The organism is Chelativorans salis (assembly GCF_025336525.1).
In the GTDB taxonomy this organism is placed as follows: domain Bacteria; phylum Pseudomonadota; class Alphaproteobacteria; order Rhizobiales; family Rhizobiaceae; genus Chelativorans; species Chelativorans salis.
Genome location: NZ_JAOCZP010000005.1, coordinates 23799 through 44246, shown reverse-complemented (window position 1 = coordinate 44246; position 20448 = coordinate 23799). Strand labels below are relative to the sequence as shown.

At 60.9% G+C, this 20448-nt stretch carries 21 protein-coding genes and 2 pseudogenes; 12 read left to right on the top strand and 11 right to left on the bottom strand.

Going from position 1 to position 20448, the window contains the following annotated elements; all coding sequences use genetic code 11:
* Position 1: 1 nt before the first annotated feature.
* From N5A92_RS16655 to N5A92_RS16645, 3 genes are read left to right on the top strand one after another with little or no spacing between them, the layout of a single operon-like run.
* The gene (locus tag N5A92_RS16655; RefSeq protein ID WP_260904778.1) at positions 2-1096 is read left to right on the top strand and encodes a Gfo/Idh/MocA family protein; all 1095 of its coding nucleotides are present in this window, start codon (positions 2-4) and stop codon (positions 1094-1096) included.
* A gap of 45 nt (positions 1097-1141) precedes the next feature.
* Positions 1142-1894, top strand: a complete 753-nt coding sequence (locus N5A92_RS16650) for a FadR/GntR family transcriptional regulator (RefSeq protein WP_313958426.1) — start codon at positions 1142-1144, stop codon at positions 1892-1894.
* 11 nt (positions 1895-1905) lie between these two features.
* A complete protein-coding gene (locus N5A92_RS16645; protein ID WP_260904776.1) occupies positions 1906-2298 on the top strand; it encodes a VOC family protein in 393 nt (130 codons plus the stop codon).
* On the opposite strand, the pseudogene N5A92_RS16640 reads toward N5A92_RS16645, so the two are convergent.
* The 10 genes and pseudogenes from N5A92_RS16640 to N5A92_RS16595 form a co-directional block, all read right to left on the bottom strand.
* Positions 2294-2416: pseudogene (locus N5A92_RS16640) on the bottom strand (IS5/IS1182 family transposase); the annotation flags it as partial. The gene N5A92_RS16645 and the pseudogene N5A92_RS16640 sit on opposite strands and share 5 nt — an antisense overlap.
* Before the next feature lie 260 nt (positions 2417-2676).
* Positions 2677-3222: a 2,4'-dihydroxyacetophenone dioxygenase family protein gene (locus N5A92_RS16635; RefSeq protein WP_260904775.1), complete on the bottom strand. Its 546-nt coding sequence runs from the start codon at positions 3220-3222 to the stop codon at positions 2677-2679.
* Between the two features lie 29 nt (positions 3223-3251).
* Complete coding sequence (locus tag N5A92_RS16630) at positions 3252-3956, bottom strand: SDR family NAD(P)-dependent oxidoreductase (RefSeq protein WP_260904774.1); 705 nt, start codon at positions 3954-3956, stop codon at positions 3252-3254.
* Positions 3956-4885 (bottom strand): sugar kinase, encoded by a 930-nt coding sequence (locus tag N5A92_RS16625; protein ID WP_260904773.1) that lies wholly within the window; start codon positions 4883-4885, stop codon positions 3956-3958. Before N5A92_RS16625 ends, N5A92_RS16630 begins: the two co-directional genes overlap by 1 nt.
* A gap of 20 nt (positions 4886-4905) precedes the next feature.
* A complete protein-coding gene (locus tag N5A92_RS16620) occupies positions 4906-5553 on the bottom strand; it encodes an RraA family protein (protein ID WP_260904771.1) in 648 nt (215 codons plus the stop codon).
* Positions 5554-5593: 40 nt separating this feature from the next.
* Positions 5594-6598, bottom strand: coding sequence for a C-terminal binding protein (locus N5A92_RS16615; RefSeq protein WP_260904770.1), 1005 nt, complete (start codon positions 6596-6598; stop codon positions 5594-5596).
* Positions 6595-7614: a TRAP transporter substrate-binding protein DctP gene (gene dctP / locus N5A92_RS16610; protein WP_260904769.1), complete on the bottom strand. Its 1020-nt coding sequence runs from the start codon at positions 7612-7614 to the stop codon at positions 6595-6597. The genes N5A92_RS16615 and dctP overlap by 4 nt, the downstream gene beginning before the upstream one ends.
* Before the next feature lie 29 nt (positions 7615-7643).
* Positions 7644-8933, bottom strand: coding sequence for a TRAP transporter large permease (locus N5A92_RS16605; protein WP_260904768.1), 1290 nt, complete (start codon positions 8931-8933; stop codon positions 7644-7646).
* Positions 8930-9409 (bottom strand): TRAP transporter small permease, encoded by a 480-nt coding sequence (locus N5A92_RS16600; protein WP_260904767.1) that lies wholly within the window; start codon positions 9407-9409, stop codon positions 8930-8932. Before N5A92_RS16600 ends, N5A92_RS16605 begins: the two co-directional genes overlap by 4 nt.
* A gap of 50 nt (positions 9410-9459) precedes the next feature.
* Positions 9460-10659 (bottom strand): major royal jelly family protein, encoded by a 1200-nt coding sequence (locus N5A92_RS16595; protein WP_260904766.1) that lies wholly within the window; start codon positions 10657-10659, stop codon positions 9460-9462.
* 114 nt (positions 10660-10773) lie between these two features.
* Here N5A92_RS16595 and N5A92_RS16590 point away from each other — a divergent pair, with 114 nt between their 5' ends.
* Positions 10774-11523, top strand: coding sequence for a GntR family transcriptional regulator (locus tag N5A92_RS16590; protein WP_260904765.1), 750 nt, complete (start codon positions 10774-10776; stop codon positions 11521-11523).
* A 211-nt stretch (positions 11524-11734) separates the two neighbouring features.
* The gene (locus tag N5A92_RS16585; protein ID WP_260904764.1) at positions 11735-11884 is read left to right on the top strand and encodes a hypothetical protein; all 150 of its coding nucleotides are present in this window, start codon (positions 11735-11737) and stop codon (positions 11882-11884) included.
* Here N5A92_RS16585 and N5A92_RS16580 read toward each other — a convergent pair.
* Positions 11846-12034: pseudogene (locus N5A92_RS16580) on the bottom strand (hypothetical protein); the annotation flags it as partial. The gene N5A92_RS16585 and the pseudogene N5A92_RS16580 sit on opposite strands and share 39 nt — an antisense overlap.
* Positions 12035-12373: 339 nt before the next feature.
* On the opposite strand from N5A92_RS16580, the gene N5A92_RS16575 reads away from it, so the two are divergent.
* The 7 genes from N5A92_RS16575 (at position 12374) to N5A92_RS16545 (ending at position 20430) form a co-directional block, all read left to right on the top strand.
* Complete coding sequence (locus N5A92_RS16575; protein WP_260904763.1) at positions 12374-13444, top strand: alpha/beta fold hydrolase; 1071 nt, start codon at positions 12374-12376, stop codon at positions 13442-13444.
* Between the two features lie 3 nt (positions 13445-13447).
* The gene (locus tag N5A92_RS16570) at positions 13448-14290 is read left to right on the top strand and encodes a class III extradiol dioxygenase family protein (protein WP_260904762.1); all 843 of its coding nucleotides are present in this window, start codon (positions 13448-13450) and stop codon (positions 14288-14290) included.
* A gap of 20 nt (positions 14291-14310) precedes the next feature.
* Complete coding sequence (locus tag N5A92_RS16565; RefSeq protein WP_260905269.1) at positions 14311-14613, top strand: YciI family protein; 303 nt, start codon at positions 14311-14313, stop codon at positions 14611-14613.
* A 98-nt stretch (positions 14614-14711) separates the two neighbouring features.
* Entirely contained in the window at positions 14712-15623 is a 912-nt protein-coding gene (locus N5A92_RS16560) for a LysR family transcriptional regulator (RefSeq protein WP_260904761.1), read from the top strand.
* A 176-nt stretch (positions 15624-15799) separates the two neighbouring features.
* Positions 15800-16825 carry a TAXI family TRAP transporter solute-binding subunit gene (locus tag N5A92_RS16555; RefSeq protein WP_260904760.1) on the top strand — a complete coding sequence of 342 codons (1026 nt, stop codon included), beginning with the start codon at positions 15800-15802 and terminating at the stop codon, positions 16823-16825.
* An 85-nt stretch (positions 16826-16910) separates the two neighbouring features.
* Entirely contained in the window at positions 16911-18857 is a 1947-nt protein-coding gene (locus tag N5A92_RS16550; protein ID WP_260904759.1) for a TRAP transporter permease, read from the top strand.
* Complete coding sequence (locus N5A92_RS16545) at positions 18850-20430, top strand: sulfatase family protein (RefSeq protein ID WP_260904757.1); 1581 nt, start codon at positions 18850-18852, stop codon at positions 20428-20430. Before N5A92_RS16550 ends, N5A92_RS16545 begins: the two co-directional genes overlap by 8 nt.
* Positions 20431-20448 lie beyond the last annotated feature (18 nt).

The following is a 20448-nucleotide window of genomic DNA, read 5'->3' as shown; positions in this document are numbered from 1 at the left end:
CATGACCCATAAACTGCGCGTGGCGGTGATCGGCGCCGGCATCGCCCAACGCCACCTGACCGGCTATAGCTGGAACAAGGATCTCTTTGAAGTGCCTGTGCTATGCTCGCTGGATGCCGAGCGCGCAAAGCCTGTCTGCGAGCAGTTCGGCATCCCCGAATATACCCAAGACGTCGACTTGCTCTTTGCGCGCGACGACATAGACGTCATCGATATCTGCACGCCGCCTTACAACCATTTCGAGTTGACACGACGCAGCATCGAGGCCGGCAAGCACGTGATCTGTGAGAAGCCGCTTTTCGGCTCGCTCGCCGAGGTGGACTTGATGGCCGAGATTCTGGCGAAGAGCGACCACAAGCTCATGCCGATCTTCCAGTACCGCTACGGCGCCGGGCTGCAGAAGCTCAAGCGCCTGATGGCGGAGGGGCTGACGGGTAAACCGTTCATGACCACCATAGAGACGCACTGGTGGCGTGGCGCCGACTATTACGAGGTGCCATGGCGCGGCAAATGGGCAACGGAACTTGGCGGCGGCCTGCTCGGCCATGCCATTCACGCACACGACATGCTGAATTACGTGCATGGGGAATGTGCCGAGGTATTTGCCTATGGGGCGACGCTTCTCAACAAGATCGAGGTCGAGGACACAATGGCACTCGCTGTGCGCATGAAGAATGGTTCACTCGCTGCCCTGTCGATGACGCTGGGCTCTCGCAAGGAGATCTCGCGCCTGCGCTTTTGCTTCGAAAACCTGGTGGCCGAAAGCATTACCGAGCCCTATACCATGGCGCGCGATCCTTGGACCTTCACGGCGGGGACGTCGGAGCACCAGGAGCAAATCGAGCGGGCGCTGGCAGATTTCGTCCCGACGGAGGACAGCTACACGCGTCAGTTCGAGCTTTTCCACCAGGCGATCGTCAACGATACGGAGCTGCCGGTGACGTTGCAGGACGCGCGCAACTCGCTGGAATTGGTGACTGCGGCTTATCACTCCGAGCGTACCGGCCGGCCCACGCCGCTGCCGATCAACCGTGAGCATCCGCTCTACAGCTCCTGGTTACCCGCACCGGAGGTGGCGGCCGCAAAGAGCGCGTAGTATCCTCGGACGAGGGCGCGACCCTCGGGGAGAACGGAGACTGGGTTGGAGAAGGCTGAAGGCAGGGCCCGCATACTGACGTCCAAGCGGCTTTATCAAATTGTCGCGCGCCGCATTGCACGCATGATCGAAGAGAATGCTGGCAGACCTGAGTGGCACCTGCCTTCCGAGCGCGAGCTTGCCGAAGAGTTACAGGTGAGCCGCACCGTCGTGCGCGAGGCCGTCATCGCACTGGAGATGCGCGGGCTTGTAGAGGTGCGCGGTCGGGCCGGCATTGTCGTGCTTCCGACGCGGCCCAACCAGCTCGGCTTCGACGCCATCAACACCGACATCGGACCCGGCCCCTTCGAGCTTCTGGAGGCGCGGCTCGCTGTCGAATCGGGTGCCGCCTATCTCGCCGCACAGCGGGCGACAAACTACGACATCATGGAACTCGAGGAGTGCATCTCGCGCATGCAGCCTGACACCGGCGCGGTGCCGTCGAGCGAGAAGGGCGACCGCGAGTTCCACATGACCATCGCCAACATCACTGGCAATGCCATCATCGTCTCCATGGTGGAAGCGTTGTGGGCGCAGCGTGACGCTTCGCGCATGTGGAAGAGGCTTCACGAGCACATCCATGATGAAAGCGTGCGGCCGATGTGGATCGGCGACCATCATGCCATCGTCGCCGCTTTGAAGATGCGCAATCCTGAGGCCGCGCACAAGGCAATGGCGCGCCACATCACAAACATTATAAATGAGCTGCTGCAGGCAGACGAACGCGGCCGCTTCATGGATAACGAAGATACGACGTAGGGAGGCATTCCGTGCTGAGAGGCTTTGAACATGCCGGCATCACGGTGCGCAACATCGACCGGAGCCTGGCGTTTTATGTTGATCTCTTGGGGTTGAAGCTCGTTGTCCGCCGGCTGGGACTCTACGGCAACGAGATCGCATTTCTTCACGCTGGCAACAGCATGCTTGAGCTTGTCAGCCCAGCGACGGGCGCGTTGCTCGCCGAGGATGTGGCGGAGGGCCGCGCCGGCATACGGCACTTGACCTTCAGCTTTGATGACGTCGAGGAGACCTATCGCCAGCTCGAGGAGGCAGGGGTGGAGATGGTTGAGCCCCCGCGGCCCGCCTATAATCCCGACATCGTGGGGAAGGTTGCTTTCTGCCGCGATCCCGATGGGTTGCTCATCGAACTGACAGAGCCTTAGGCAGATCGCGCCACTGCGAACCGGTCCGCACCATATTAGGCACCGCTTCCATGAACATGCGGTTGTCGCGGCCGCACGAACCGCGCGTGTGCGCATCACCAATGATGTAGACCGACATCCGCCCCCACTGAGCGTCGCTCAAATCGGACGTGCACACCCCGCTTACCCCATCAAGTGGCCTGCTGAACCAGCCAAGTCTCGTGATGCAGGCTGGACGACCGGTAGACAGACTCGCGGGAACCACGCGCCGGGCGGTCCGATATTGTGGAGCGGCACGACACGGCGGCTTCACAGACTGCTCCGGAGCAGCTTTCGGGAAACGAAAATGATCGGCGGCGAGAGCCGTTGAGCGGGACCTGCTCTGCCGCGTTGACCGGCCTACCGGATGAACTGGTCGACGAACCCGATTCCGAGCCCGACCTTCTCGTAATGCGCACGGCACAGATCGATCTTCGTGAACACGTCCTCGTAGCCGAGTTGCTTTCCGTCAGGGTCGACATAGATCATGCAGCCGTTGACCTGGAACAGCGTGATCATCTCCTCTATATGCGGATCGACCACCAGCGTATGGGTCTCGCCCGGCGCTTCATAGACATAGCCGCCTTCGACCGCTTCCCAGTCGTGCTCCAGATAACGCCATGCGCCCTTGATGACATAGCCATGGACAGGCTGCGGATGGCGGTGACGCGACAGGACGCCGGACTTCCGCACCTTGAGAAGGTTGACCCAGTAGCCTCGTGAGGCCGAAAGGCAGAGCGGGCGGAACCAGACGTTCTCCGCCTGCGGAACCCAGACGCGGTCATCATCAGGCAGAACGCTCGGAATCACGATCTCCGGTGGTGATTCCTTCGGCTGGGGATGACGATAGGGGATGCGGGCCTCGTTTGCGTTCTCGAGCGCCTTGCGTTGTGTGTTCGTCGTCATGGCAAATCCTTCCAGGATCTATTTTCTCGTTAGCAGGCGGCGTAGCCTCCATCGACCGGCAGGACGGCCCCGGTGACGAAGCCGGCCTGCTGCGAAAGCAGGAAGAGGACGGCTCCGCCGATATCGTCCGGCTTGCCCCAGCGCTTCATTGGCGTGCGCGCCAGAATGCCCGCCGAGCGGCTTTCATCCTCGACCAGATTGCGCGTGAGTTCAGTTTCCACCCAGCCGGGCGCGATCGCATTCACACGCACGCCTTCCTCAGCCCATGCAGTGGCTAGTGCCTTCGTCAACTGCGCGACGCCGCCCTTGGAGGCGGTGTAGGCCGGCACCATCGGACCGCCAAAGAAGGACAACATCGACGCGGTGTTGACAATAGAGCCCCCGCTGCGTGCCAGAAGCGGCTTGGCCGCGACGCACATGCGCATCGTGCCGGTCAGATTGACGTCAATGACGCGACTGAAATTCTCGATCTGATATTCGGCACCGCCACGCATGATCATCCCAGCGCAGTTGATGAGCGCATCGAGCTCTTCGATTGCCTCCAGGCAAGCGGCTATAGAGCGGTCATTGGTGACATCGAGCTGACATAGGGTCAGATTGTCAGCAGGCGGAACTGCCGAGAGTTCAGCCTCCGTCAGGCCCGCGGCCGTGACACGGTAGCCGGCGGCGAGCAAGGTGCGGGCGACGCCCGCGCCGATGCCGCTCGTACCGCCTGTTATCAACGCATGCGGCATTATCGTGCGCCCTCCGTCGCCAGCGCGTCGAGGACCGCCTGCCGCATCGGCATGGGTGCAACGGCGCCATAGCCGCGCGTGGATAGAGCTGCGGCCGCATTGGCGAAGCGTGCTGCCCGGAAGGGATCGTCGTGAGCGAGGAACTCGGCCAGGAAGTTGCCGTCGAACGTGTCGCCGGCCGCCGTGGCGTCCACCGCCTCCACGCGAGTCCCTGGCACGCGCCGGCGCTCGTCCGGGGTCGCCACCAGACACCCATCCTTGCCCAGCGTTAGCGCCACGATTCCGGCGCCTTGTTCGAGATAGTGGTCGGCAATCGCGTCCGGCTCGCTTAGCCCCGTCAATTGCTCCGCGTCCTCCAGGCCGGGCAGGGCGATGTCCGTCATGCGCATGGCCGCCCCGATCAATGCGCGCGCCCGCTCGAGCGGCCATAGCTTCAGCCGCAGATTGGTATCGAAGGAGACTTTCGTGTTCGCGCGCCGGGCGATCTGGACAGCTTCAAGGACGGCATCCGATGCACTCGCGCTGATGGCCATGGATATGCCGGAGACATGGAGGATTTCAGCATTCTCGATATAGGAACGCGGCAAGTCGTGCGGACCCATTCGGCTCGCCGCCGAGCCCGCGCGAAGATAGGAGAAGACGTGTCCATTTCCACCATGAGTGACGAAATAGATGCCCGTATGGGCCTGGGAATCGCGAGTAACCTGCGATGCGTCGACGCCGTTCTCCGCCCATAGGCGCATGAAGCTGTCGCCGAACTCGTCCTCGCCCAGGGCGGTGACGTAACCCACCGCGGCGCCGGCGCGCGCCGCGGCGATGGCACAGTTGGACGTATCGCCGCCATGGCCGCGCAGATAATGTCCCTTCTCGTCCACCTGGTTGAATTCGACGAGCGGTTCGCCCATGCAAACGATTTGCGGATTGGACATGTCGGCGTTTTCTCCTTGATCTAGATGCGACCGTACTTGGCCATACCTTCCTTTAGCGACCCGGACGCGATGATGAGCTTGGCCTGCTCGGCTTCCTTCAAGTCGATCCCCTGGGCTGCAGCAAGCACCTCGGCGGCTTTCTCCCGCGGCACGATGACCACGCCATCGACGTCGCCGACCACGATGTCCCCGGGATTGATGGTAACATCGCCTATCGTGACCGGGACCATCGAGGCGATCGTCTTGTAGCGGCCGACGGTCGTTCCGGGGGATGCCGAGCGCGCGAAAACCGGGAACCCGAAATCGCGCTTGATTTCCGTTATGTCGCGCACGGCGCCGTCCAGAACCGCGGCCTCAAGCCGATTGGCGACGGCGCCGGCCGTCATCAAGCCGCCCCAAACTGCCACGTTGCAATCGCCGGCGACGGAGATGACCATCACGCTGCCGGGCGCGGCATTGTCCACCAGTTCCAACGCGTGCGTCGGTGGCACTTCCTCGCTTGTCGCTTCTTCCAGAACGGTCGCGGCCGGTCCGGCGATTTTACGATCGCTTGTGCGTGGCGTAATGGCGGAATCGAGATAGCCTTTGCTGCCGCAGATCTTGTCGACTGCATCTGCGACGGAGGCGGTTGCAACCCGGCGGAAACCTTCGATCAGGTTCTTGTCCATACTCTGTGCCTTCTCTTGCGTTGACGAATGTGTGCTCAGTTCAGTCCCAGCGATTGACCCAGTGCTTTGGCGCCTCACCGGCAAAGACGCGCGCGACCTCCTGGGCAGCCTTCGTCTGCAGTTCGGCGACGCTCTCTTCGGAATACCAGGCCGTGTGGTCGCTCAGCACCGTGTTGGGTGTGGACAAAAGCGGGTGATCAGGAGCCGGCGGTTCGTCGGCGAACACGTCCAGCCCGGCGCCGCCCAGATGGCCGGACTGCAAGGCTTCGACCAGCGATTCCTCGTCGATCAGGCCGCCGCGCGAGGTGTTCACGATCACCGTTCCCGGCTGCATTGCCGCAATCCGCTCGCGCGATATCATCTTCTCCGTGGAAGGGCGGAGGGGGAGGTGCAGCGAGATGACGTCGCTGCGCGCGATTAGCTCATCGAGATCGGCTGCGACTGCGCCGTAGGGCAGGACGCCCCCATTGGCATCGTGCACCCGCGTCTCGCTGAAGCCGAGCGTGGACACCTTGCGGTGGAAGGCGGCGCCGATACGGCCATATCCGATAATGCCGAGCGTGCGACCGGCGATGCGGTGCATAGGCTCGCGGCGCGCCACGTTCCACATGCCTTCGCGTACCGCACGGTCGCGCGCGGCAGTGCGTCGGAGAACCGAGAGCAGAAGGGCCAGCGTGTGGTCGCTCACTTCCTCGACACCGTAATCGGGCACATTGGCGACATAGATGCCGCGTTCCGCCGCCCGCCGGCGGTGGATATTGTCCACGCCGACCCCATAGCGCACGATGACGCGGCAATGCTTCATCTCGTCGATTGCATTGGCCGTGACCGGGCTCTCCCTCACCAGGACCGCGTCCGCTTCGCGGACCGCTTCCACGACCGCCGCCGCGTCCCCGTGGCACGCACGCTCGATGACACGGAAGCCATAGGGCTTCAGGATGTCTTCCTCGATCGTATGCTGGTCGTACCCGGCGTCGATGACGACGGCGACCGGTGCACGGTCGCCGTCACGTGTGTGGTGGTGGCTGGATACCGGATGTGTCACGAACCGGCCTCGTCGATGGCACCAAGAAGCCCGTCCACCAGATCGGCACCGACCTGCTCGTCCAGATAGGCGCGCACGGCAGGCTGGGCCAGCTTGCGGAAGGCATCGCGCTCCTGCGGTGTCAGGGTCGTCACCGTCATACCATTATCGGCAAGGATGGTGCTGGCATTGGAGTCCTGCGCCGCCGTCATGCCGCGGTGGATCCCGATGGCGATGCGGGTGCCGTCCTCGATGATCTTCTGCTGTTCCGGCGTCAATTGCTGCCAGAAGGCGTCACTCATCATATAGGCGTGAAGGCTGAAGACATGGCCGTCCAGCGTCACGTGCTTCTGGTTCTCGTAAAGGCTTGCGGCCAGAATGTTGGTGACGCCGTTCTCCTGCCCGTCAACCGTGCCCTGGGCAAGTGCGGTCGGCAGTTCGCCCCAGGCGATCGCGGTCGCGTCCCCGCCCAGCGATTCGACGAGGGAAACATAGACTTGGCTCGGCTGGACGCGGATCTTCAGGCCCTGCAGGTCTTCCGGCGTCTTTACCGGATGCTTTGAATTGGTGAAGTGACGCACGCCGTTGTCGGCAAATCCGAACAAGCGGATCTGCGTCTCGGCAAGCATGTCCTCGGCAAATTTCTGGCCGAAAGGACCGTCAAAGACATTCCATGCCACCGCTTGGTTGTCGAACGCGAAGGGTAGCGAAAAGACTTCGATGGGTGTGTAGGTGCCGGCAATGCCGCCATCATGGACAACCGCCATCTCAATGGTACCGAGCTGCAGCCCCTCCATCGTCGTCTGCTCGTTGCCGAGCTGTCCCGCCGGATAAATCTCCACGTTAATCTCGCCACCCGTCGCACCTTCGACATAGGATTTGAAAGCCATAGCGGCGGCATGTTTGGGCTGATCCATTCGTCCTGGCTGATAGTGACCGTACTTGATGGTGAGTTGTGCCAGAGCGGGGCCTGCGGTCATGAGCGTTGCCGCAGCCAAGATGCCCGCAAGGCCGGCCAGTCTGTTGAGAATGCGCATGAATTCCTCCTCTTTCTGATTAAGTTTTTTTAGCGAACGTATCCGAACAAGCCGGGTAGCCAGAGCGACGCCGCCGGCACGAAAACCAGCAGTAGCAGTACGAGCAGTTCGGCGAGCAGAAAGGGACCGATCGTGGCGACGATCCGCATCAGCGGGATGCGGCTGACCACGGACACCACGAACAGCACGCCGCCGACGGGCGGCGTGATCATGCCGATGGTCAAGGAGAGGATGACCACCAGCGCGGTTTGGATCGGATGGATGCCCGCCATGTCGGCGATCGGCGCCACGATCGGTGTGAACAGAAGGACGCCGGGCAACGTGTCGATGAAGAGCCCGCACAACAACAGAAAGATAGCCATGACGAGGAGCAGCAGCATGTTCGGTAGGCCGAAGCCGGCGATGAAGCCGGCGATCGTCTGCGGAAGCTGCAGCACCGTGAGCAGCCACGCGAAAGCCGATGCGGTCGCCACGATCATCAGCACCGCCGACGTCATCAGGGAGGCGCGGGCGAAAAGGTAGGGGAGTTGGCGCCAAGCCAGGCTGCGCAGCACGAATTTGGCGACGACGAAGGCATAGACCGCCGCCACCGCCGAGGCTTCAGTCGGCGTAAAAGCACCGCTGTGTATGCCGCCGATAATGATGACGGGCAGGGGAATGGCGGATAAAACGACGCCCGATTCACGGAAGAACTGCAGCCATGGCTTGCGCGGCTCATCGAGCGCGAAACCGCGCCGCCAGCTGAGATAGGCGTTGGTCGCGACCAGCGACAGGCCAATGAGAGCGCCCGGCACGATGCCGGCGATGAAGAGCGCCGAAACGCTGACTGCATTGTCGGTGAGCGCATAGATGACCATGACGATGGATGGGGGAATGATCGAGGAGATGATAGCGGACGAGGCGGTAAGGGCGGCCGCATACTCCGGCTTATAGCCACCAGAACGCATCATCTGGATCGTCACGGCGCCGGGACCGGCTGCATCGGCAAGCGCGGAGCCGGAAATGCCGGAAAAGAACACGGACATGAGAATGTTAGCGTGGCCGAGTCCACCGCGTAGCCGGCCGATGATCTGCCGGGCCAGGGCCAGCAAGGAATCTGTGATGCGGCCCCCCGTCATCAGTTCCGCCGCCAGCACGAAGAAGGGAACCGCCATCAGCGGAAAGCTGTCGATGCCCGAAAACATCCGCTGCGCCAGGATGAGGCCGGGATAGCGACCATCCCATAATATGGCGGCGAGCGAGGCCCCTCCCATGACGATGGCGACTGGAACGCCCAGCACCATCGCTACCGCGAAAACTGTGAAAAGAGCGGCGCTCATGGCTGCGCCTCACTGGAAGCCGTCCGATCATCTCTCAGCGACAGGAGGAGGTGCAGGATGGCCAGGCAAGAACCGATCGGAACCGCCAGATAGATCATGCCCATGGGCAGATGCAGCATGGCGCTGCGTTGGCGCGACGCGAACTGCGCATATTCGATCCCGTACCAGGTAAGAGCGGCAAAGAAGATGAAGACCAGCGCGAAGGCCGCCCAGGTAAGGGCCGGCTTTATGCGTGTGGTCAGATCAACGAGGAGCGTCACCGCCACGTGCATCCCCTCACGCATTGCGAGCCCAGCGCCGATAAAGACGATCCAGATCATCAGGTAGCGTGACACCTCCTCGATCCAGCCGAAGGAGACGCTGAAGAAGTAGCGGGAAACGATGTTGGCGAAGACGAGCGACAGCATCATCGCAAGCATAGCAGCAACGAGCAGGCCGTTGACGACACACAGCCAACGGTCAAATCGTAAGAGCATTGCGGTCCTCCTCGCCGAGCGCCGATAGGCTGCGTCCGCCCTGCAAAGTTCTAGTTTAGGTAGGGTGCGGCCTTAGTCGCCAGCCGCCAGATCGTGAAGTTCGGGACAGGCGGATTCTCGAAATCCATGTCCCCATCGACCCAGACGTGCAGGTGGTTGGATATCACATGCAGCCTGCCATCCGGCGCCCAAGCGAGCGTATCCGGCCATGCCATTTCCGGGTGATAGGCGACCCGCGAGAGGCGACGGTTGGCGGGCTCCCATTTAAGGACCGAGTTGAGCTGGAGCGCGGTGAGATAGATATTGCCGTCTTTGTCCGCCGTGAGACCATCAGTGTTGGAAGGCAGCACCACCTCCGTGCGCACGGCTGCCTGAAGTTCAGATTCCGAGACCTTAGGATCACGGAGGAGCGCAGTCGGCAGCGAAAAGAGCGTGTTGCCGGTCAGGTTGGTCCAGTAGAGCGTCTGCTTATCACCCGACAACGCAATGCCGTCGGCGCCGGTTCGCATCGGGCCGTTCTTGAGAACCTTACGGTCGCCGATGTTGAACATGAATTGTGGTTCGTCGTTGGTAAACTTGGTCGCGTTCAGCACGCGCCGTGCCGTGTTGGCGTTGCGGTCATAGACGATGAGACCACCGCAGAGAGGGTCGCTGAAAATCCCACTGTCGGTAATATAGGCAAAGCCCGACTCGTTATCGACGACGATGTCGTTCAGAAACGAGCATCTCTTGTCCGACACTGCTGGAGGGAACTCGTAGCGCTGGATCTCCTCGTTGGCCTTGATATCCCATAGGATCAGCTTCTCGTCCCGGACCCCGGACTCGGCGCCGGCGATGTGGCCCTGGTCGAGGATCCACATGACATCGTTTTGGTCAATCTCGAATCCCAGAACCGCCTTGAGCCCCTGCGGATTCGCGACAGCATTGAGTTCGAGCGAAGGGTAGGGCTGGAGCTCGTAGTCATCACCATTCTTCACTAGCCTGGACAAGGTCGCAGGTATGTCCGCTCCACCCCAGCGAGCGGTCGAGACATACATATTGCCGGCCGCGTCGAACTTGAGGCCCTGCACAAGGACCTTTCCGTGGAGCGGACTTTTGCTCCAAAGGGCTGCCGCGTCTCCGCTCTGAAGCTGATAAGTGAGGCTGTTCCAGCGAATGACCGGTGCAGGCTCGCTTTCTTGCGCCGCCACACTGCCGGCCAATATGGTTGCAGCCGCCGCAATGATGAGCCTGATATCGAGAATCCCCATAGGAGTGCCCTTCCTACCTGTGGCAGCTTCATTTGCGGCTGCCTATCTGCTACCTTAGACGGTAGATGAAACTAAGGTAGCAGTTTTCGATTGGCTGTAAAGAGGAATTTGCTGATGTCTCTGGATTCGCCATCCACGCCTGACACCGCGCCAGGCAGCAAGGAAGGCGCGCGCGTCAGGAAGCTTTCGCGTCCGGCGCTCCTCGTCGATGAAGTTGCGCGGGCGATCAGGGAAATGATCGTTCAAGGGAAGGTCGCATCCGGTGAAAAGCTGTCGGAGAACGCCCTGGCCGCAGAACTGGGAGTTTCAACAACCCCGGTTCGCGAAGCGATATCGCTTTTGCGCAGCGAGGGACTAGTGACAGTGCAGCCGCAATCAGGAACCTATGTGTTCAAGCTTCAGCCCGGCGAGCTTAATCAGTTGTGTGAACTGCGGCTCGCCCTTGAGCCGGCTGCGGTTGAACTTGCACTCAACAACCCGTCATCAACACTGGCCGACGATCTGGCGGCAATCGCGGAGAAAATGAAACAGGCACAAGCCGAGGGACAGATTCGCGAGTATCTTTCGCTTGACACCGCCTTCCACGACACGATCATCACTGCTTCCGGCAATCCCTATCTCTCAAGCGCCTATGCACTGATCAGCGCGAAGATGGCGGCTTTGCGGAACCGGCTCGGTAACGATCCGCATCACATGGGAAAGTCAATGCGCGAACATGTCGACATCACCGAGGCCATCAGGGCACGAGATCTGAGCAAGGCAAGAAAGATCCTACGAGGCCACATTGCCCGCAAGGAAGGATCGTACTGGGAACATCTCGATCCGGATCGGCTTTTGAAATCGGCTAACCAACAGGAGGTCTAACCGGGGTGCCAGCCGGCACCCTTGCTCCCTTCTTGCCCAAATTCCATTGATGAAGAGTTGTATGCGGCGGCGCAGATGGATTGTTCATCGCTTTCGCCAGCACGTTGCTCAACGGCAGATGAATGTCTCGCGTTCAGGCTTTCGTGCCTGGCAACCCTGTCTGGCCCGCTTCACATAGGGTCATGGACAACTAGGCTTTCCATGGCGACCAATGAGCCGACCTCCCGCCTTTGAGGCCGCTGACTATCCGGTCGACGAGCTTCCGACCGCGGCGGAGGCGCTGGCGACGGCGGCCGTGCAGCTCTCTTCATGGATCGAACCCTCAGTTTCTTCGCACCATGAAGCCGTTGAAGAACGCTGAGAGCTCAGCGTGGGCATGGAGCGGGAGAACATGAGCGATGTACTGGTCCGGACGCACCACGACCATACAGCCCCGCTCGCGGTCGATACCGCGCATGTCGAAGATATCGTTGCGGCCTTTGATGTCGGGACAGAACATCTTCTCGTAGTCACGGCCAAACTCATTTCAATCTCCGCGGAATGAACACGGTAAAGCCGTACAGTCGCGCCGGATTTGACGACATGCGGACTTTGGCGATGTCGGCCAGAACGCCCGGTTTCATTTCCGTGGCCAATCGGCTGAACTGGCCATAATATAGCATTATTGCTATTAACAAGGGCAGAATTAGCATTTTACATGTTTGTTTTCTCCTGTCATTGGTCGCGCCACAGTCGATCCGCGACGTGGCTTTGTGGGCTCCGTAAGTGATAATCCGGTCTCTGAGATTGGATTTCTGGTTGGAATTCCAGGGTCACATCTGAATCTTGAAAATCCAACTTGGCAGAGCAAATGAGCCAGCCAACGCTCGTCCTGATCCCTGGCCTCTTGTGCGACAGCTTCGCCTGGCACAAGCAAGCCGGAGTCTTCGGCAAGGACATGCCAATCGGCATCGCCGACGTCAGCGCCGGCGTTTCCATCACGGGCATGGCCGAAGACATTCTAACCAGGCATCCGGGCGTGCTGTGGGTGGCAGGGCATTCCATGGGCGCACGCATCGCGCTCGAAATGGTGAGATTGGCGCCTGAACGTGTTGCGAAGCTCGCCTTGATCGACACCGGCATTCATCCCCGTCGCGAGGGCGAGGAAATCAAGCGGCAGGAACTGGTCGATCTCGCCTACAGCGACGGCATGTCCGCACTGGCGGCACGCTGGCTGCCGCCCATGGTGCACGAGGCCCACCATGGCGACGAAGTGCTGATGGATGGGCTGACCGAGATGGTGCTGCGTGCCAGTCCCGAACAGCACGAGCGCCAGATCGAGGCGCTGCTCAGCCGGCCGGACGCCGCAGCCTATCTCGGTACAGTCACCTGTCCGGTGCTGCTGGTGGTGGGGCGTTACGACAAGTGGAGCCCGGTCGCGCAGCATGAGGACATGCTGGCGCTGCTGCCCGATGCTCGTCTGGTGATCATCGAAGACGCTGGCCACTTCGCGCCGCTGGAGCAGCCCGAGGCGGTGACCGCGGCCATGCGCATGTGGATGGCAGGCTGGCAGAAGGAGGACAAGATGACCGACACGTCGGAAGACGGCAAGCAGGCTCTGCCCGAGACGCCTCTGTTCGATCGCGAGGCGAACTTCAGAGGCTATCGCATGAACAAGATGGCGATGGATCTCGGTCGTGCCGAGAACCGCGAAGCTTTCAAGGCCGACGAGGACGCCTATCTCGACCGCTACGGCCTTTCCGACGAGGAAAGGGCCGCCGTGAAGGCGCGCGACTGGCACGAGATGGTGCGCCTTGGCGGCAACCTGTTCTTCATCCTGAAAATCTCGGCCATCGACCCGACGCCGATGACGCGAATCGCGGCCGCGCAGGCCGGCATGGACCACGACGCCTTCCTGGCGCAGCGTTTGGGAAAGGTCTGACAAATGGCCAAGATCATTGGCGGCGTCGGCACGAGCCATGTTCCCTCCATCGGTGTCGCGCTTGACAAGGGTATGGCGGACACGCCGGACTGGAAGCCGTTTTTCGACGGCTACATCCCCGGCAAGGAGTGGATGAAGCAAGCCAAGCCGGACATTGCAGTGGTGATCTTCAACGACCACGGCAATTCTTTCTTCCTCGACCGGGTCCCGACCTTCGCCGTCGGTGTGGCCGAAAGCTACAAGCCCGTCGACGAGGGTTGGGGCCCGCGTTCCATTCCCGAGTTTGCAGGCGCTTCGGACCTCTCATGGCATTTCGTCGACAAGCTGGTCGAGCAGCATTTCGACCCACTCGTTTGCCGCGAGATCGAGGTGGACCACGGCCTGCAGGTTCCGATGGAGTTATTCTTCGGCCGCCCGGACAAGTGGCCGGTCAAGGTCGTTCCGATCTGGGTAAACACCATCCAGTACCCGATCCCGACGCCGCTGCGCTGCTGGGAAATGGGCAAGGTACTGCGCGACGCGATCGAGAGCTTCCCGGGCGACGGGCGTGTGGTGATCATGGGCACTGGCGGCCTGTCGCACCAATTGCAGGGCAGCCGCGCGGGCTTCATCAACCGCGAGGCGGACGAGGCCTGGCTCGACGGGATCGCAAACGACTACGAGAAATACCGCAACATGTCGCGGGAGGACTATGTCGAGCAGTTCGGTTCGGAAGGTGCGGAGCTAATCATGTGGCTCGTCATGCGTGCCGCTATGGACCCGAAGGTCGATTTGAAACACAAGCATTACTATGCGCCGGCCTCGCTGACTGGCGCCGGCATGGTGGTGCTGGAGAACCAGACCTAGGAGCGGAGATGTACTTCTTGATGATCTGCTGGCATAAGCCGGGCTCGCAGGCGGTCAAGAAAGCGCAACACGACCAGCACCGCGTCCATGTGGCATCGGGCGGCAATGGTGTCGTCAGGGTGCTGACCGGCAGCGCCCTGACCGAGGCGGACGGGGAGACCGACGTCGGTAATTTCGGCATTTTCGAAGCGGCGGGCGAAGCCGAGGTGCGGGCCTTCGTCGAAGCTGACCCGTTTACTATTGCCGGCATCGTCGACAGCGTCGAAATCGTCCGCCTGCCCGACCGTTTCAAGGCCCACCGTATCCAGCCGCTGTCAAGCTGACAGAGCGAGATAAGCTGCTGCCCAGTCGGTGCTTATTGCAGTTTGCCCGACACGAGACGTACCCATAGAATGCACGCTCCGGAAGTGGGGCAAGCAGGGTGATTGTGAAGAACCGTGTCAGGATCAGACAGCTGCGCGTTTTCCTTGAAGTTGCGCGGCAGGGGGGCGTTGTGCGTGCGGCCGAAGCGTTGCATTTGACGCAGTCGGCAGTCTCCAGAACAATCGGTGAGTTGGAGCGCGTTGTCGGGTTGCCGCTGTTCGACCGCAGCCAACGCGGTTCCAAGCTTACGGAGGCCGGGCAGCTTCTGCAGCGGCATGCTACTTCGGGGTTGGCGCAGATCGATATGGGCGTTGCCATGGCCGGCAACCGCTCCAACTCAACGGACGTTGTGAAAGCAGGTGCTCTGCCGACCGTTGCGGGAGCAACTTTTGCGCGTGTCGTACGCGACTTTAAACGGCGTTTCCCCCAGACCACAGTGCATGTTGCAAGCGGGACCAACGCGGAACTGCTCTCAAAATTGCGGCGTGGAGATGTGCATTTCGTGTATGGCCGCCTCGCTGCGGCAGAAGCCATGAGGGGGCTGGCGTTCGAACATCTATACTCCGAGGAAATCGCCTTTGTTGCCGCCCCTGATCACGCGCTTTTTGAACTGGAACATGTCGAACTGGCCGACTTGGGCGACCACAGCGTCGTCTTGCATCAGGCGGATACGATCATTCGGAATGAAATTGACCGTTTTCTACTTGAACATGGGATTACCGGGTTTGGTGATGTCGTCGAAACGAATCTCATTGAACTCGCGCGTGCTCTTGTGATCGCAAACGGTTTTGTCTGGATCGTACCGGTGGGAGTCATACGGCAGGATCTCGAACGCGGAGACCTGCGGCGCCTGAACATTTTCGCCCCGGAGCTTCAGGGGCCTATAGGAATCAGTACCGATCCCGCTATTCCGCAAAGCGCAGCTTGCGAGACGTTGATCAACGACATCCGAGTGGCGGCAAAAGCATAGCCTGGCGTCCGGTCAGCCAAGGGGTGTGCGAAATCTGCGCCGCACGCTTTCGATCGCCCAATATTCTGATCCCGTCTCCGGAGGCATTGACAGCTTCGCTCCCGGGTTCAGGGCCGATCGATTGTCCGGCTCCTTTTCGAGCGGAGCGATGTCAGCGCCAACATAGCAATTTCGCTATGTTTTGCCGCAAGTTTAGCAATTTACATATCAAGAATTCTCCTGTCAGTTGTTATTTAAAATCGTCAAAAAGGGAGGAGAAGATGATTTCTCGTATTTTGCTTGCGGCTGCCATCGTAGCGGGGCTGTCCGGCGCCGCTTCGGCCCAGACGATCTCGATCGGGACAAACCCGCAAGGCTCGCTGGCCTATGCGACAGGGGCGGCCGTGTCCAAGGTTGCCATCGAGGAGGGCGATATTCGGATGCGCGTCGTGCCGCAGGGCGGGCCGAATGTGGTCGTTCCGCTGGTGAACAACGGAGAGCTGGAATTCTCCATCGCCAACGGGGTCGCCGCTGCCTTTGCATATACCGGCCAGGGCGAATTCAGCAGCCCGAACGAAAACATCCGCATGGTCGCGGTGTTGTTCGATCTCTACAGCGGCTTCATCGTGCGCAACGACAGCGACATTCACACCCTGCAGGATCTCCAGGGCAAGCGCGTCGCGTCCGATTTCCTCACGCAGCAGGCCGTCCAGACCAATGCCGAGGCCACGCTGAACACGGTCGGCATGACCTATGACGACGTGCAAAGAGTGCCGGTGCCGGACGGTGTGCGTGGTGTCGAGGATTTGGAGACGGGCAATGTCGATGCAACGTTCTTCTCCCTGTCCTCGGGGCGCACCAAGCAGGCGGACGCGGCTTTGGGCGGCATTCGTATCCTGCCGATAGAGAAGTCGGAGGACGCAAACGCCAAGATCGAGGCCATTTCGCCGGGAGCATGGGTGGCCGAGGTCAAGCCCGGTCCGAACTTTCCCGGCATAACCGAGCCGCAGGGTGCCTATACCACGCCTTTCGTCATTCTCGCCGGCGCGGATGTGCCGGACGAGGTGGTCTACAATCTGGTCAAGGCGCTTCACGCCAACAAAAAGGCTCTGGTGGCCGCGAACGGGGCGTTCAACGGCTTCGATCCGGCCGCGATGCACACCGATATCGGCGTTCCCTTCCACCCCGGCGCCGAACAATTCTACACCGAAGCCGGCCTGTAAGACGTTCGGCTCTGCCGGAGCATCATCTCCCGGCGGCCATGTGCGCCGCCAGGAGACTTGAGAATGCATTCCAGGGAGGAATGACATGTCCAGGCCTGAAGCTTCGAAGGCGGACACCGCTGAACATATCGAGCAAGATAATCCGAAGATTGTTTTAGCCGGCAAGATTATCGGCTCGGTTCTGGTGCTGCTCTCGCTGGCGAATGCACTCGATCTCTATCGGGCCTTCGGACTGGTGTTGATCAACGAGCAGTTGCTGGCCGTCATCCTCGGTCTGGCGCTGGCGACGGTCTTCATCGTGCAACCCTTCACGCGTCACACGGCGAAGACGCGTTTGCCTTGGTATGACGCCGTGGCGGCGATACTGGCGTTCGGCGCCTGCACCTATGTAGCGATCAATTATGTCGGCATTGTCGCGACCCTGTTCGACAAGCCGTTCAGCTCCGTGGCCGCGGCCACCATCATCGTGGTTTCGGTCGCCGAATGCTTGCGGCGCACCGCGGGGACGATGCTTTTCGGCTTCGTTCTGTTCTTCCTGGCCTTCGGGCTTGTAGGGCACCTTGTTCCCGGTCATTTCCAGGGGCGCGAGGTCGCCATCGACCGGCTGCTGATCTATCTCGGCATGGACGCAAGCGGGATTATCGGGTTGCCGATCGGGGTGGTGGTGTCGATCGTCGTGCCCTTCATCTTCTTCGGCAATTTGCTCAACGCATCGGGCGGAGCCAGCTTCTTCACCGAGATTTCAGCGGCGCTGATGGGCAAATATCGCGGCGGGTCCGCCAAGATCGCCGTTGTCGCATCATCGCTGTTCGGTTCGATTTCGGGCAGCGCCGTGGCCAATGTTGTTTCGACCGGCGTAATTACCATACCGATGATGAAAAGGAGTGGCTATCCGCCGGAGCGGGCTGCGGCTATCGAGGCTGTGGCCTCGACGGGTGGCCAGCTCATGCCACCGATGATGGGCGCGGCTGCGTTTCTGATGGCCGAATTTCTGCAGGTGCCGTACACGGATATCATTCTCGCGGCTCTGATCCCGGCGATCCTTTATTACGTGTCGCTGTTTATCCAGGCCGACCTGTACGCGGCCAAGGAAAATATCCGTTCGGCCGACGAGATGAGATACAATGTGCTCGAGGTGCTCTCGAAGGGCTGGCTCTATATCTCGCCCTTCGTGGTGATCATTGTCGGACTGTTCACCTTAAACCTGCAGCCGCAGACCGCTGCCATGTATGCGACAGGTCTGATCATTCCGATCGCGCTGGTGTTTGGTTATCGCGGCGTGCGCATGCATTGGACACGGCTGCTCGAGGCGGTTGGCGATACCGGCGTCGCCGTGACCCAACTGCTCATGGTCTCAGCCATGGCGGGTGTGGTGATCGGCGTGCTCAATATCACTGGCCTCGGCTTTGCGTTGACCCAGGCGATCATTGAGCTCTCTGGGGGTAACCTCGCGGTCATTCTCCTGCTTTCCGGTGCCATCTCGATCGTATTGGGTATGGGTATGCCCACGGTGGGTGTGTATCTGCTGCTCGCGACGCTTGTTGCGCCTTCGATGGTGGAAGCAGGCGTGCCCCCCATCGCAGCGCATATGTTCGCGTTCTATTTCGGCATCCTCTCGATGATTACTCCGCCCGTGGCCGCCGCGGCGTTTGCCGGTGCGACGATAGCGAAGGCGGATTTCGTCAAGACCGGATTTGCCGCGGTGGTCTTCGGGTGGCCGGCCTATGTGGTGCCTTTCATCTTCGCCTTGTCGCCCGAAATGCTCTGGCAGGGAACACCATTTGAGATCGCAAGGATCTTCGTTCTCTCGGTGGTCGGCGTGTGGCTCGTTTCGGCAGGCTGGATCGGCTTCTTTGGCGGAAGGCTGAGCGCCGTGTGGCGCTTGGCATTCATCCTGGCGGGTGCTGCTTGCTTTGTACCCGGATCTGCCATTCCCGGCGGTCATCTCGTCGACTCGGCTGGCATAGCAGCCGGTATTGCGATCGTTGCCGCGCGCCTTTTTCTCAGCCGTACAAAGGTGGTCAATGCCTAAGCGTCCCAATTTCATCCTTTTCATCACCGATCAGCACCGGGCTGATTTTCTGGGATGCTATGGCCACCCGGTGCTCAAAACCCCCAATATCGACAGGTTGGCCGGGTCCGGTATCAGGTTCGATAAGTTCTACGTGGCGAGCCCGGTCTGCATGCCCAACAGGGCGAGCCTTATGACCTGCCGCATGCCTTCAAGCCATGGCGTAAGGGCCAACGGCATTCCGCTGGAACGGCGCAATGTCACCTTCGTCGAGGTGCTCAAAGCGGCCGGATACGAAACCGCGCTGATCGGCAAGAGCCATTTGCAGAACTTCAGCGGCAGACCGTCGATGATCGAGCCGCCGGTGACCCGGCCAGACCATTTCCGGGCCGACTGGCCGCTCGATCAGTCGGTACGCACGGAATATCGGGATCCGTTCTTTCGTGTGGAAGAGCCGGACTTTTGGGACGGGCCGCAGCCAAAGGTTCCAACGCCATTCTATGGCTTCGACCATGTGGAGCTGGTGACCGGACACGGGGATGCGGCGGGCGGCGACTATGTGCAGTGGGTGGCCGACCGCGATGCGGACGCGGCATCGAAGATCGGCATCAAGAACCAGCTCCCGCACGACTATTCCTGCCCGCAGGCCGTGCGCACGGCGGTGGCGCCGGAGCACTACTCGACCACTTTCATCGCCGAGCGGGCGACAAAATGGATCGAAGATCGCGCGGATAGCGACAAGCCGTTCTTTCTGATGGTGTCCTGGCCAGATCCGCATCATCCGTTCAATCCGCCGGGTAAATACTGGGATATGTACAAGCCTCAGGAAATGGCGCTGCCGGCGGCCTTTGCCGCCAATGATTGGACGCCGCCCTTTCACGTGGCGGCGGCGATCAGGGAGCGCGAGGAAGGGCGGGCGAACCTTGCGGGCATGGGTACGGTTGCGTGCTCGGCACGCGAGGCGCTGGAGGCCCGTGCACTGACCTGCGGCCTGATCGCAATGATCGACGACGCTGTGGGCACGGTTGTCTCCAGTCTCGACCGGACGGGCAGGGCGGACGATACGGTGAAAATATTCACCTCCGACCATGGCGACCATCTTGGCGATCACGGGCTGCTTTTCAAAGGTGCAGAGCAGTATGAGCAGATAACCAGGGTCCCGTTTATCTGGTCGGATCCCGAGGGGAAGACGGGCGAGCGAAGCGATGCCATTGGCCAGACACTCGACATCGGCACGACGATACTTGAGCGCGCCATGATCGAAGCCCCGGTTGGCATGCAAGGCATCAGGCTGCCCGTTGCTGGCGGAGAGGGACGCAGCGCCGCCCTTATCCAATATGATCACCAGAAAACCGATCCGGCTTTTGGACCGCAGCCCAGAGTGCACACGCTGCACGATGGCCGCTGGCGCCTGTCAATCTATCAGGGAACCGATTTTGGGGAGCTCTACGACCTCGAGACGGACCCGGAGGAGTTGCACAATCTGTTCGATGTTCCCGCTGCTGTGTCTGAGAAGGTCCGGCTGATGGAAATGCTGGCGCGAGCGGAGATCGCAGCAGTTGACCGGGCGCCGGTTCCGACCGGACAGGCCTAGCAAATCGACCAGATATCG

Excerpts from the sequence above, each read along its gene's own strand:
- N5A92_RS16655 (WP_260904778.1), top strand. The coding sequence starts at position 2 with ATGACCCATAAACTGCGCGTGGCGGTGATCGGCGCCGGCATCGCCCAA.
- N5A92_RS16635 (WP_260904775.1), bottom strand. The coding sequence starts at position 3,222 with ATGACGACGAACACACAACGCAAGGCGCTCGAGAACGCAAACGAGGCC.
- N5A92_RS16630 (WP_260904774.1), bottom strand. The coding sequence starts at position 3,956 with ATGCCGCATGCGTTGATAACAGGCGGTACGAGCGGCATCGGCGCGGGC.
- N5A92_RS16625 (WP_260904773.1), bottom strand. The coding sequence starts at position 4,885 with ATGTCCAATCCGCAAATCGTTTGCATGGGCGAACCGCTCGTCGAATTC.
- N5A92_RS16620 (WP_260904771.1), bottom strand. The coding sequence starts at position 5,553 with ATGGACAAGAACCTGATCGAAGGTTTCCGCCGGGTTGCAACCGCCTCC.
- dctP (WP_260904769.1), bottom strand. The coding sequence starts at position 7,614 with ATGCGCATTCTCAACAGACTGGCCGGCCTTGCGGGCATCTTGGCTGCG.
- N5A92_RS16605 (WP_260904768.1), bottom strand. The coding sequence starts at position 8,933 with ATGAGCGCCGCTCTTTTCACAGTTTTCGCGGTAGCGATGGTGCTGGGC.
- N5A92_RS16600 (WP_260904767.1), bottom strand. The coding sequence starts at position 9,409 with ATGCTCTTACGATTTGACCGTTGGCTGTGTGTCGTCAACGGCCTGCTC.
- N5A92_RS16595 (WP_260904766.1), bottom strand. The coding sequence starts at position 10,659 with ATGGGGATTCTCGATATCAGGCTCATCATTGCGGCGGCTGCAACCATA.
- N5A92_RS16590 (WP_260904765.1), top strand. The coding sequence starts at position 10,774 with ATGTCTCTGGATTCGCCATCCACGCCTGACACCGCGCCAGGCAGCAAG.
- N5A92_RS16585 (WP_260904764.1), top strand. The coding sequence starts at position 11,735 with ATGAGCCGACCTCCCGCCTTTGAGGCCGCTGACTATCCGGTCGACGAG.
- N5A92_RS16575 (WP_260904763.1), top strand. The coding sequence starts at position 12,374 with ATGAGCCAGCCAACGCTCGTCCTGATCCCTGGCCTCTTGTGCGACAGC.
- N5A92_RS16570 (WP_260904762.1), top strand. The coding sequence starts at position 13,448 with ATGGCCAAGATCATTGGCGGCGTCGGCACGAGCCATGTTCCCTCCATC.
- N5A92_RS16565 (WP_260905269.1), top strand. The coding sequence starts at position 14,311 with ATGATCTGCTGGCATAAGCCGGGCTCGCAGGCGGTCAAGAAAGCGCAA.
- N5A92_RS16555 (WP_260904760.1), top strand. The coding sequence starts at position 15,800 with ATGTTTTGCCGCAAGTTTAGCAATTTACATATCAAGAATTCTCCTGTC.
- N5A92_RS16550 (WP_260904759.1), top strand. The coding sequence starts at position 16,911 with ATGTCCAGGCCTGAAGCTTCGAAGGCGGACACCGCTGAACATATCGAG.
- N5A92_RS16545 (WP_260904757.1), top strand. The coding sequence starts at position 18,850 with ATGCCTAAGCGTCCCAATTTCATCCTTTTCATCACCGATCAGCACCGG.